This window comes from Planomonospora algeriensis (assembly GCF_977012225.1).
This window is the reverse complement of sequence record NZ_CDRNDK010000003.1, coordinates 42,277-54,437: the sequence shown is the minus strand read 5'-3', so window position 1 is coordinate 54,437 and position 12,161 is coordinate 42,277. Positions and strand designations below refer to the sequence as shown.

Here is a 12,161-nt window from a genome sequence, read left to right as displayed (position 1 = left end):
GCGGGGCGGTCAGCCGCCGGTCGGCCGGCAGGTCGGCCGGCCCGCCGGGCGCAGTGCCGCGCCCACGGTGACGAAGGCGGCGCCGGTGCCCATGAGGACCACGCCCAGGCCGACGGTCAGGGAGGTGAGCTGCCAGGCCTGGTAGGCGGTCATCAGCGAGGCGCGCAGGGTCTCGCCCATGAACGCGGTCTGGCGCAGCGCGCCGAGGGTCTCGTCCTGGCCGCCGGCGCGTGCAGGTCGGCGCTGACCTCGGAGTAGGTGCGGCCGTGGGTGGCCTGGCGGACGTTGCCGCCGATCACGTCGGCGAACGCGCGTGCCTGCGGGCCGGTCTCCACTCGCCGGCCGGCCTGGGCGGCCAGCGGTCCGGGCAGTCCCTTGCCCGGGAAGGTGATCTTCTGGCGGATGAGTTCGTCCCGGATCTCGCCCCTGCCCTGCAGGCCGCGGGCCGTCATGACGGCGCCGGCCGTCAGTGCGGCGACACCGACGGTGCCCACCAGGGTCGCGGCCGGTCCGCGCAGGTCGTTCATGCGTCTTCTCCCTCGGGTGCGGTGGCGGGCCCCCGGGCGGGCGCCTTCGTAGGAGCCTTCGGTCGCGGCCGGGTGCGCGGGAAGGGTCGCAGGCCCCTGATGGGGAGGCTGAAAGTCCCGTGAGGGGACGGAGAGGACTTTGGTCCCTGCGGTGGTGGTCTTTGAGCCCGGGACCCGCGCCGCCGGCCCGCATAGCGTGGGGTGCGTTCCGTACGACGACCAGAAGAGATGCGGCCGTGTCCACAGAATCGACGGCGGTGCGGTCGGCCGGCCGGTCGCCGGCCGCCTCTTCGCGGCCGCGGCGCCGCCTGGTCGCCGGGCGGTTGGTGATGCTGGCCGGCGCCGCTGTCGCCCTGCTCGCCGGCCTCTACGGGGGTCTGGCGCTGCTGCTGCCCGAGGCCCCCGCCCCTGGGGCGCCGGTGCGTGAGCACGGGCCGCTGATGGCGCTGGGTTTCCTGGGGACGCTGATCTGCCTGGAGCGTGCGGTCGCGTTGCGGCGCGGCTGGGGGTACATCGCTCCGGCGGTCTCGGCGCTGGGTGCGGTGTGCCTGGTGGCGGGGGCCGAGCAGGCGGGCCGGTTGGCGTTGGCCGTCGCCGCGGGCTGGCTGGCCGGGATCTATGTGGCGTTGCTGGGGCGGCGGGTCGGCCGGGAGGTGCTTTTGCAGCTGGGCGGTGCGCTGGCCTGGTACGCCGGTGGGCTGCTGTGGCTGGCCGGGTGGCCGGTGGCGGAGGTGGTGGGCTGGTGGGCGGCCTTCCATGTGCTGACCATCGCCGGGGAGCGGCTGGAGCTGGCTCATGTGGTGGTGCTGCGGTGGGGGGCTGCGGCGGGGCTGACGGGCGCGGCGGGGCTGATCGGCGCCGGTGCGGTCTGCTCGGTCTGGTATCCGGGGGCCGGGGTGCGGATCGCCGGGGTGGGCCTGGTGGCCGTGGCGGTCTGGCTGGTCTGGTTCGACGTGGCGCGGCGCACCGTGCGCGGGAGCGGTCTGCCGCGGTATGCGGCGGTGTGCCTGCTGGCCGGGTACGGCTGGCTGGCGGTCGCCGGGGTCCTGTGGGCGGTCACCGGCCTGGCGGTCGGCGGTCATCTGTACGACGCGGCGCTGCACGCCCTGTTCCTGGGTTTCGTCATGTCGATGGTGTTCGCGCACGCGCCGGTGATCCTGCCCGCCGTGCTGCGGGTGGGCCTGCCGTACCGGCCGGTGCTGTACGTGCCGGTGGTGCTGCTGCACGCGGCGGTGGCGGTGCGGGTGGCCGGGGATCTGGCCGCCGCCGGGGCGGTGCGGGTGGCGGGTGGGCTGCTCGCGGAGATCGCGTTGCTCGTGTTCGCCGGGTGTGCCGTCGCGCTGGTGCGGCGGGCGCGCCGGGCATCGATGGGAAGGTGACCGCAAGGTGGCATCGGTCGAGGTGCGTATCGAGAAGGGCCCGCCGGTGGGGCCGCCTACGGGGCCGGGGCGCGGCCGCGCGTCCTGGCATCTGCGGGCCAATGCGCTGGTGGTGGGGTGGCTGGGGCTGACGGTCGCGGCGGCGGTGGCCGGTGACGGGCTGCCGGCGCCGCGCTGGCTGCTGCTCCATGTCTTCCTGCTGGGGGCGGTGAGCAGCGCGATCCTGATCTGGAGCGAGCATTTCGCGGTCGCGCTGCTGCGCGCCCGCACGCCGGATCCGCGGTGGAGCCTGGCGCGGCTGGCGCTGCTGAACGCCGGGGCGGTGGCCGTGCTGTACGGCGTGGCGGCCGGTCCGGCGGTGGTGGCGGGTGGGCGGGGCGGGTGTGGTCGTGGCGGTCGTGGTGTGGCATGGCGCGGCGTTGGTGGGGCTGGTGCGGCGGGCGCTGCCGGGCCGGTTCGGTCACCTCATCGCCTGGTACGTGTGCGCGGCCGGGGCGCTGGCGGTGGGCGGCACGCTGGGCGGCCTGCTGGCCGGGCACGTCGGTCACGGTGCGGTGCACGAGCGGCTGCACGCCGCGCACGCCCAGGTGAATCTGCTGGGGTGGGTTGGTCTGACGGTGCTGGGCACGCTGTTCACGCTGTGGCCGACGGTGCTGCGCACCCGTATGCCGGAGCGGACCCGGCGGGCGTCGCTGGTGGGGTTGCGGCTGGCGGTGCCGGGTCTGGTGCTGCTGGTGGGTGGGCTGGCGGCGGATGTGCGGCCGGTGGCGGCGGCGGGGCTGGTGGTGTATGCGGGCGGGGCGCTGGCGGCGCTGGTGCCGCTGGCCGGGGCGGTGCGGGCGCGTCGGCCGCATACCGGGGCGGGCTGGATGCTGGGCGCCGGGGTGGTGTGGTTCGAGGTGGCGCTGGCGGTGGACGTGGTGGTCGTGGCCACTCGTCCGGCGGGTGAGGTCGCGGCCGGGCTGGAGGGGTTGCTGCCGCTGGTGGTGGCCGGGTTCGTCGGCCAGGTGCTGCTGGGTTCGCTGCTGCATCTGCTGCCGGCGGTGCTGGGTGGCGGTCCGGTGCGGTTCAAGGAGAACGCGGCGCTGCTGGAGCGCGGCTGGGTGGTGCGGCTGGCGGTGTTCAACGCCGGGGTGGTGGTGCTGGCGCTGCCGGTGCCGGGGCCGGTGGTGCTGCTGGGCTGGGTGCTGGTGCTGGCTCCGGTGGCGGTGTTCGTGGTGCTGGCCGCCTTGGCGCTGGCGCGGAGCGCGTCGGCTGGGAGGGTGCGGCCCGGCGGCGGGCAGGAGGGGGTGGGTGCCCGGGGTGGTGCGGGTGGGAGGTCGGTCGTCTCCCCCGCGCTGGCCGGGGTGGTCGCCGGGTGCCTGCTGACGGCCGCCGCGGTCGTCGTCGCGGTCACCGAGTGGCGGCCGGCGGCCCGGTGGTGGCGACCGGCGCGAAGACGGTCGAGGTGACGCTGTCGGGGATGCGGGTGCGGCCGGCGGTGATCGAGGCCGCGCCCGGCACGGTGCTGACGCTGCGCGTCACCAACGCCGACGCCCAGCGGCACGACCTGCGCCTGGACAGTGGGGAGCGCACTCCGCTGCTGGCGGCCGGGCAGAGCGCCGTGCTGAAGCTGGCGCCGCTCGGTGAGCGGGTGGAGGGCTGGTGCACCGTGGCCGGGCATCGGGCGGCGGGCATGGTGATGAGCATCGTGCCGGTGGGTGCGCTGGCCGCATCCGGTACGGGCGGGAGCGCGGGAGCGGACGCTGGGGCGGGGCACGGCGCGCACGGAACAGCTGGCGGTGCGGACGGCGCGGAGGCCGGCCTGGATCTGGGGGCGGCGATGTCGCCCGGGTGGAGGCCGTACGACGCGGCGCTGAAGCCGGCGCCCGGCGGTACCGAGCACGAGGTGGAGATCCGGGTGGACGACCGGGCGGTGCTGGAGGTCGCGCCCGGGGTGCGGCAGCGGATGTGGACGTTCAACGGGACCGTGCCCGGGCCGGTGCTGCGCGGGAAGGTCGGGGACGTGTTCACGGTGACGTTCGTCAACGGCGGCGCCATGGGGCATGGCATCGACTTCCACGCCGGGGCGAACGCCCCCGATGAGGTGATGCGCACGATTCAGCCGGGTGAGCGGCTGACCTACCGGTTCCGGGCGGATTGGGCCGGGGCGTGGCTGTACCACTGCTCGACCATGCCGATGAGCCAGCACATCGCGTCGGGCATGTACGGGGCGGTGGTGATCGATCCGCCGGGTCTGGCGCGGGTGGACCGCGAGTACCTGCTGGTGCAGGGCGAGCTGTACCTGGGTGAGCCGGGTGGTGACGCCCAGGCCGTCAGGTTGCGCGAGGGCCGGCCCGACGGGTGGATGTTCAACGGCACCGCGGCCGGTTACGACCACGCGCCGCTGGAGGCCAGGGCCGGTGAGCGGGTGCGGATCTGGGCGGTGGCGGCGGGGCCCAGCTCGGGTACGGCGCTGCACGTGGTGGGGGCGCCGTTCGACACGGTCTACGCCGAGGGCGCCTACCGGTTGCGGGCCGGTGACCCGGGTGGCGCGCAGGTGCTGGATCTGGCGCCGGCGCAGGGCGGGTTCGCCGAGCTGGTCTTCCCCGAGGCGGGCACCTATCCGGTGGTCGATCACACGATGCGCCAGGCCGAGGGCGGCGCGCACGGCCTGTTCAGGGTGGGGGCGCGGTGACCTGGTGGACGGTGGTGCGGTTCGCGCACGTGCTGTCGGCGGCGCTGTGGGTGGGCGGGCAGCTGACGGTGTCGCTGGTGGTGCTGCCGCTGGCGCGGCGGTCGCTGGACGGTGAGCGGCGCGCGCTGGTGATGCGCGCGGTGGGGCGGCGTTTCGGGTTGTTCACCGGGGCGGTGTTCCTGCCGGTGCAGCTCGGCACGGGGGTGGCGCTGGCCTGGCGCAAGGGTGTGACCTGGGCGTCTTTGGCCGAGCCCGGTTACGGGCGGGTGCTGGCCGCCAAGCTGGTGCTGTTCTGCGCGGTCATGGCCGCGGCGGGTCTGCACGGGTGGGCCACCGGTGGCGGGCGGCCCGCGCTGGCGCGTGCCATGGCGGTGACGGCGCTGGTGGGGTCGGTCGGGGTGGTGCTGCTGGCCACGGCGCTGCCGGCCACCTGAGCGCGCCACCTGAGTGCGGCCGCTCCGGCCCGCCGCGGCAGCCCGCGGGCGACCTGCCGCAGACTGCCCGCGTGCCGTTCGGTGCCGCGTCGCGTCGCCCCGAGGGGCGTTTGTGTAGATCTTTGGGTCTTTGGGCCTGACCTGCGGGACTAAAGACCCTGAGGCCGGGATATGCCCTGTCGGGAGGATGAGGGGCAGCGCTCCGGGACATGCCCGGGGCGGCAGGGACCCGGCACGGATCCCGCGGCCGGAGCCGGCCGCTTCCCTTTTTCGGGGGCGCGCAGCCGAAAAATGATCAAGAGGAATGGTCATGAAAGCGGGCGTTCCGGGGATGTGCGGTCTGTGACGAGAGAAAGAGGATCACATATGGCGGGCATGGACGGGCCGGTCAACGACGCGCTGCTGCGGCTGGGCCGGCATCTGCGCGCCGGGGCGGTCTCCGACGACCTGCGGACGCTGCACCAGATCGGCGGCCGCCAGGCGGACGCGTTCTACCGCGACCGGTGGAGCCACGACAAGGTGGTGCGCTCCACGCACGGGGTGAACTGCACCGGGTCGTGCTCGTGGAAGGTCTACGTCAAGGACGGCATCATCACCTGGGAGTCGCAGCAGACCGACTACCCCAGCGTCGGGGGCGACCGGCCGGAGTACGAGCCGCGCGGCTGCCCGCGCGGGGCGGCGTTCTCCTGGTACACCTACTCCCCCACCCGGGTGCGGTTCCCCTACGCCCGCGGGGTGCTGGTGGAGATGTACCGGGAGGCCAGGGCGCGGCTGGGCGACCCGGTGGCGGCCTGGGCGGAGATCACCTCCGATCCGGACAAGCGGCGCCGCTACCAGTCGGCGCGCGGCAAGGGCGGCCTGGTGCGCGTCACCTGGGACGAGGCGACCGAGATCATCGCGGCCGCGCACGTGCACACCATCAAGGCCTACGGCCCCGACCGGGTCGCCGGGTTCTCGCCGATCCCGGCGATGTCGATGGTCTCGCACGCCTCCGGGGCGCGGTTCGTCTCGCTGATCGGCGGCACGATGCTGTCGTTCTACGACTGGTACGCCGACCTGCCGGTGGCCTCGCCGCAGGTGTTCGGCGACCAGACCGACGTGCCGGAGTCGGCCGACTGGTGGGACGCGGCCTACCTGATGCTGTGGGGCTCCAACGTGCCGGTGACGCGCACCCCGGACGCGCACTACATGACCGAGGCGCGCTACCGGGGGCAGAAGGTCGTGGTGGTGACCCCCGACTACAGCGACGCGACGAAGTTCGCCGACGAGTGGCTGGCGCCGCATCCGGGCACCGACGGGGCGCTGGCGATGGCGATGGGGCACGTGATCCTCAAGGAGTTCTTCGTCGACCGGCAGGTGCCGTACTTCACCGACTACGTCAAGCGCCACAGCGACCTGCCGTTCCTGGTGACGCTGGCCGAGCGGGAGGGCGGCGGGTACGTGCCGGGCAAGTTCCTGACCGCCGCCGACCTCGGGGAGGCGGGTGATGAGGCGGCGTTCAAGACGGTGCTGCTGGATGCGGCGACCGGTGAGCCGGTGGTGCCCAACGGCTCGCTCGGCTTCCGCTACTCCGAGCAGGGCCAGGGGCGCTGGAACCTGGACCTGCAGGGCGTGGACCCGCTGCTGAGCCTGCACGGCGGGCGCAACGCGACGGTGCTGCTGCCCCGCTTCGACCAGGCCGGCGACGGTGACGGCGGGGCGGGCGGGGTGCTGCGGCGGGGCGTGCCGGTGCGCGAGGTCGCCGGCGGCGTGGTGACGACGGTCTTCGACCTGATGCTCGCCCGTACGGCGTGGCGCGCCGGGCGGCGCCAGCCGCGCCGGTGCCGAGCCGGAGGCCGGCGGTGAGCGGCACTGGCCGGCCTCCTACGACGACGCCTCGGCGCCGTACACGCCGGCCTGGCAGGAGGCGATCACCGGGGTGCCGGCGGCCAAGGCCGTGAAGATCGCCCGGGAGTTCGCGCGCAACGCCGAGGAGTCCCGCGGCCGATCGATGATCATCATGGGGGCGGGGACGAACCACTGGTTCCACTCCGACACGATCTACCGGTCGTTCCTGGCGCTGACCACGCTGACCGGCTGCCAGGGCGTCAACGGCGGCGGCTGGGCGCACTACGTGGGCCAGGAGAAGTGCCGGCCGGTCACCGGCTGGGCGCACATGGCGTTCGGCACCGACTGGGCGCGGCCGCCGCGGCAGATGATCGGCACCGCCTACTGGTACCTGCACACCGATCAGTGGCGCTACGACACCTACAGTGCCGACACGGTCTCCTCGCCGCTGGGCGGCGGCGCGTTCACCGGCAGGTCGACCGCGGACCTGCTGTCGGCGTCGGCGCGGATGGGCTGGATGCCGTCGTATCCGACGTTCGACCGCAATCCGCTGGAGCTGGCCGAGGAGGCGGCCGCCTCCGGGCAGGAGGCCGGGCCGTACATCGCCGGCAAGGTGGCCGCCGGGGAGCTGGGCTTCGCCTGCGAGGACCCTGACTCCCCCGGCAACTGGCCGCGGGTGCTGACGGTGTGGCGGGCCAACCTGCTGGGGTCGTCGGCCAAGGGCAACGAGTACTTCCTGCGGCACCTGCTGGGCGCCGACTCCTCGCTGCGCGCCACCGAGGCGGCGCCGGAGCACCGTCCCGGTGACGTGCGCTGGCATCCCGAGGCGCCGCAGGGCAAGCTGGACCTGCTGCTGTCGCTGGACTTCCGGATGACGTCGACGACGCTGTTCTCCGACATCGTGCTGCCGGCCGCCACCTGGTACGAGAAGCACGATCTGTCCTCGACCGACATGCACCCGTTCGTGCACGCCTTCAGCCCGGCGATCGACCCGCCCTGGCAGACCCGGACCGACTTCGCGGCGTTCGCGTCCATCGCCAAGGCGTTCAGCGCGCTGGCCGCCACCCATCTGGGGGTGCGCAAGGACCTGGTGGCGGTGCCGCTGCTGCACGACACGCCGGACGAGTTCGCCACGCCGGGCGGGGTGGTGCGCGATTGGCGGGCCGAGGGCCGCACGCCGGTGCCGGGCCGGGACTTCCCGAAGATCGTCACGGTGGAGCGGGACTACGGCGCGATCGCGCAGAAGATGGCCGCGCTGGGGCCGCTGATGGAGAAGCTCGGCGCCACCACCAAGGGCCTGACCTACGACGTGTCGGGGGAGATCGAGCGGCTGGGCCGGATGAACGGCACCGTGCGCGGCGGGGTGGCCGACGGGCGGCCGTCGCTGGCCCGCGACACCGACATGTGCGAGACGATCCTGGCGCTGTCGGGCACCACCAACGGGCATCTGGCCGCTCAGGGGTTCGCCACGCTGGGTCGGCGCACCGGCACGAGCTTCGACGGGCTCGCCGACGAGCACAAGCAGATCACGTTCGCCGACACGCAGGCCCGGCCGGTGCCGGTGACGACCTCGCCGGAGTGGTCGGGCAGCGAGACCGGGGGGCGGCGCTACTCGGCGTTCACCATCAACGTCGAGCACCGCAAGCCCTGGCACACCCTGACCGGCCGCCAGCACTTCTTCCTCGACCACGACTGGATGCACGAGGTGGGCGAGGCGCTGCCGGTCTACCGGCCGCCGCTGAACATGACGGCGCTGTTCGGTGAGCCGGGCATCGGTTCTGGCGGGGATCCGGGCGTCGACGGGATCACGGTGCGCTACCTGACGCCGCACTCCAAGTGGTCGATCCACTCCGAATACCAGGACAACCTGCTGATGCTGACGCTGTCGCGGGGCGGGCCGACGATCTGGATGAGCCCGGCCGACGCGGCGCGGGCGAAGATCCGCGACAACGACTGGGTGGAGGCGGTCAACCGCAACGGCGTGGTGGTGGCGCGGGCGATCGTCTCGCACCGCATGCCGGCCGGGACGGTGTACATGTACCACGCCCAGGAGCGGGTGGTGGACGTGCCCAAGAGCGAGACCTCGGGCAAGCGCGGCGGCATCCACAACTCCCTGACCCGTCTGATGATCAAGCCTACGCATCTGATCGGCGGCTACGCGCAGCTGTCGTTCGCGTTCAACTACCTCGGGCCGACCGGTAACCAGCGTGACGAGGTCACCGTGATCCGCCGCCGCAACCAGGAGGTCGATTACTGATGCGCGTCATGGCGCAGCTGTCCATGGTGATGAACCTGGACAAGTGCATCGGCTGCCATACCTGTTCGGTCACCTGCAAGCAGGCGTGGACCAACCGGGCCGGCACCGAGTACGTGTGGTTCAACAACGTCGAGACCCGTCCCGGGCAGGGCTACCCGCGCACCTACCAGGACCAGGACAAGTGGAAGGGCGGCTGGGAGCTCAACTCCCGCGGCCGGCTCAAGCTGAAGGCCGGCGGGCGGCTGAAGAAGCTGTTCTCGATCTTCGCCAATCCGCTGATGCCGTCGATCCAGGACTACTACGAGCCCTGGACCTACGACTACGACCGGCTGTTCTCCGCGCCGATGCAGGCCGACACGCCGGTGGCGCGGCCGCGCTCGCTGATCACCGGCGAGCCCACGAAGATCAGCTGGAGTGCGAACTGGGACGACAACCTGGCCGGCGGGCCGGAGCTGGCGCCGGCCGACCCGGTGCTGCGCAAGGTCTCCGACCAGGTCAAGCTCGACTTCGAGAACGCGTTCATGTTCTACCTGCCGCGTATCTGCGAGCACTGCCTCAACCCCTCGTGCGCCTCCTCGTGCCCGTCGGGGGCGATCTACAAGCGCTCCGAGGACGGCATCGTCCTGGTCGACCAGGACCGCTGCCGCGGCTGGCGGATGTGCGTGACGGGCTGCCCGTACAAGAAGGTGTACTTCAACCACCGCACCGGCAAGGCGGAGAAGTGCACGTTCTGCTTCCCGCGGGTGGAGGTGGGCCTGCCCACGGTCTGCTCGGAGACGTGCGTGGGCCGGCTGCGCTACATCGGGATCATCCTGTACGACGCCGACCGGGTGACCGAGGCGGCCTCGGTCGCCGACGAGAAGGAGCTGTACGAGGCGCAGAAGGGCGTCATGCTCGACCCGCACGACCCGCAGGTGATCGCCGCGGCCCGCGCCGAGGGCATCCCGGAGGACTGGCTGGAGGCGGCGCGCAACTCGCCCATCCACAAGCTGATCTTCGAGTTCGGGGTGGCGCTGCCGCTGCACCCGGAGTACCGGACGATGCCGATGGTCTGGTACATCCCGCCGCTGTCGCCGGTGGTGGACGTCTTGTCCGGCACCGGTCACGACGGGGAGGACGCCGGGAACCTGTTCGGGGCGATCGACGCGCTGCGCATCCCCATCGGCTACCTGGCGGAGCTGTTCACCGCCGGGGATCCGGAGCCGGTCCGGGCGGTGCTGCGCCGCCTGGCCGCGATGCGCTCCTACATGCGCCGCCTCAACCTCGGCCAGGAGCCCGACGAGTCGATCGCGGCCGCGGTCGGCATGACCGGCCAGGGCATCCGGGACATGCACCGGCTGCTGGCCATCGCCGCCTACAACGAGCGCTACGTCATCCCCAAGGCCCACGCCGAGCAGGGCGCGCAGCTGGAGGAGCTGGCGCTGGGCAGCGGCTGCAGCCTCGACTACGAGGGCGGCCCCGGCATGAACGGCCCGTTCGGGGAGGCCTCCGGCATGCCCGCCCCGATCGCGGTGGAGAACTTCCACGCGCTCAAGGAGCGCCAGCGCGGCGACGACCTGGACGAGGCGAACGAGCTGCGCGGCCGGGTCAACCTCCTCAACTGGGACGGCAAGGGCACCCCGGACGGGCTGTTCCCCAAGAACGGCAAGAAGGAGGAGTCGTGACGGTGCTGCAGGAGGGTGCGCTGCGCACCGCCCACATGGTGGCCTCGGTGCTGCTCGGCTACCCCGACGAGCGGCTGTACGAGGCGCGCGGGGTACTGGCCGAGGCGGTGGAGGGGCTGCCGGCCGGGGAGGTCCGCAGCAGGCTGGCCGGTTTCCTGGCGCACGCCGAGGCGGCCGGCCGGGTCGAGCTGGCCGCCCACTACGTGGCGACGTTCGACCTGAAACGGCGCTGCTGCCCGTACCTGACCTACTACGCCTACGGTGACACCCGCAAGCGCGGCGCGGCGCTGCTGCGTTTCAAGCACGCCTTCCGCAGCGCGGGCTTCGAGCTCGCCGACGGCGAGCTGCCCGACCACCTGGCAGTGGTGTGCGAGTTGTCGGCGCGCGGCGCCGTGCGGGAGGCCAGGCGGCTGCTGCAGGAGAACCGGGCGGGGGTGGAGCTGCTGCGCACGGCGCTGGAGGCCGAGCGCTCGCCGTACGCCGAGGTGGTGGCGGCGGTGCTGGCCACGCTCGGCCCGGCGAGCCCGCGGGAGAAGGAGGCCGCGCTGCGGCTGGCCTCCCAGGGCCCGCCGGCCGAGGAAGTGGGACTGGAACCGTATGCGGTGATGGAGGCGAGCAGGTGAACGCACTGGACGTGGTGCTGTGGGTGGTGGCGCCGTACGTGGCGCTGACGGTGTTCGTGCTGGGGCACGTGTGGCGCTACCGCTACGACAAGTTCGGCTGGACCACCCGCTCGTCGCAGATGTACGAATCCAGGCTGCTGCGCATCGGCAGTCCGCTGTTCCACTTCGGCATCCTGGTGGTGCTGCTCGGCCACATCGGCGGGCTGGTGATCCCCAAGAGCTGGACCGAGGCGGCGGGCGTCAGCGAGCACGCCTACCACGTCGTCGCGGTCGTGCTGGGCACGATCGCGGGGGTGGCCACCCTCGGCGGCCTGGCGATCCTGATCTACCGGCGCCGCACCGTCGGCCCGGTGTTCACCGCCACGACCCGCAACGACAAGCTGATGTACGCGGTGCTGGCCGTCACGATCGTGCTGGGCCTGGCCGCCACGGTGATGGCCAACATCGTCGGCGGCGGCTACGACTACCGCACGACCATCTCGCCGTGGTTCCGGTCGATCTTCTACTTCCAGCCGGATCCGGCGCTGATGGCCGGTGCGCCGCCGCTGTTCCAGTTGCATGCGCTCAGCGCGCTGCTGCTGTTCGCCGTCTGGCCGTTCACCCGGCTGGTGCACATGCTGACCGCGCCGGTGGGCTACCTGACCCGGCCGTATGTGGTCTACCGCAGCCGCGACGAGCAGCCGACGGGTTCCCGTGCCCCCCGGCGCGGCTGGGAGCCGTCGCGCTGACGCACCCGCCGGCCGTGCGGGGCCGGCGGCTCGGGCTCCGACCGG

At 73.1% G+C, this 12,161-nt stretch carries 9 protein-coding genes and 1 pseudogene; 8 read left to right on the top strand and 2 right to left on the bottom strand.

Features of this window, described 5'->3' with window-relative positions; all coding sequences use genetic code 11:
• Nucleotides 1-9 precede the first annotated feature (9 nt).
• Together ACWJ6R_RS00880 and ACWJ6R_RS00875 are read right to left on the bottom strand one after the other, a co-directional pair.
• The gene (locus ACWJ6R_RS00880) at nucleotides 10-180 is read right to left on the bottom strand and encodes a hypothetical protein (protein ID WP_449060357.1); all 171 of its coding nucleotides are present in this window, start codon (nucleotides 178-180) and stop codon (nucleotides 10-12) included.
• Entirely contained in the window at nucleotides 153-527 is a 375-nt protein-coding gene (locus tag ACWJ6R_RS00875) for a hypothetical protein (RefSeq protein WP_449060356.1), read from the bottom strand. The genes ACWJ6R_RS00880 and ACWJ6R_RS00875 overlap by 28 nt, the downstream gene beginning before the upstream one ends.
• A gap of 236 nt (nucleotides 528-763) precedes the next feature.
• Between ACWJ6R_RS00875 and ACWJ6R_RS00870 the strand changes: the two genes are divergently transcribed.
• The 8 genes and pseudogenes from ACWJ6R_RS00870 (at nucleotide 764) to narI (ending at nucleotide 12,116) form a co-directional block, all read left to right on the top strand.
• Entirely contained in the window at nucleotides 764-1,906 is a 1,143-nt protein-coding gene (locus ACWJ6R_RS00870; RefSeq protein WP_449060355.1) for a hypothetical protein, read from the top strand.
• A gap of 389 nt (nucleotides 1,907-2,295) precedes the next feature.
• Entirely contained in the window at nucleotides 2,296-3,357 is a 1,062-nt protein-coding gene (locus tag ACWJ6R_RS00865) for a hypothetical protein (protein WP_449060354.1), read from the top strand.
• Nucleotides 3,306-4,583 (top strand): multicopper oxidase domain-containing protein, encoded by a 1,278-nt coding sequence (locus tag ACWJ6R_RS00860; protein WP_449060353.1) that lies wholly within the window; start codon nucleotides 3,306-3,308, stop codon nucleotides 4,581-4,583. Before ACWJ6R_RS00865 ends, ACWJ6R_RS00860 begins: the two co-directional genes overlap by 52 nt.
• Nucleotides 4,580-5,017: a hypothetical protein gene (locus ACWJ6R_RS00855; protein ID WP_449060352.1), complete on the top strand. Its 438-nt coding sequence runs from the start codon at nucleotides 4,580-4,582 to the stop codon at nucleotides 5,015-5,017. Before ACWJ6R_RS00860 ends, ACWJ6R_RS00855 begins: the two co-directional genes overlap by 4 nt.
• A 366-nt stretch (nucleotides 5,018-5,383) precedes the next feature.
• Nucleotides 5,384-9,101: pseudogene (locus ACWJ6R_RS00850) on the top strand (nitrate reductase subunit alpha).
• Nucleotides 9,101-10,765, top strand: coding sequence for a nitrate reductase subunit beta (narH, locus tag ACWJ6R_RS00845; protein WP_449060351.1), 1,665 nt, complete (start codon nucleotides 9,101-9,103; stop codon nucleotides 10,763-10,765). The pseudogene ACWJ6R_RS00850 and the gene narH overlap by 1 nt, the downstream one beginning before the upstream one ends.
• Nucleotides 10,762-11,388: a nitrate reductase molybdenum cofactor assembly chaperone gene (narJ, locus tag ACWJ6R_RS00840; RefSeq protein ID WP_449060350.1), complete on the top strand. Its 627-nt coding sequence runs from the start codon at nucleotides 10,762-10,764 to the stop codon at nucleotides 11,386-11,388. The genes narH and narJ overlap by 4 nt, the downstream gene beginning before the upstream one ends.
• Nucleotides 11,385-12,116 carry a respiratory nitrate reductase subunit gamma gene (gene narI / locus ACWJ6R_RS00835; RefSeq protein WP_449060349.1) on the top strand — a complete coding sequence of 244 codons (732 nt, stop codon included), beginning with the start codon at nucleotides 11,385-11,387 and terminating at the stop codon, nucleotides 12,114-12,116. The genes narJ and narI overlap by 4 nt, the downstream gene beginning before the upstream one ends.
• The last annotated feature ends 45 nt before the right edge of the window (nucleotides 12,117-12,161 follow it).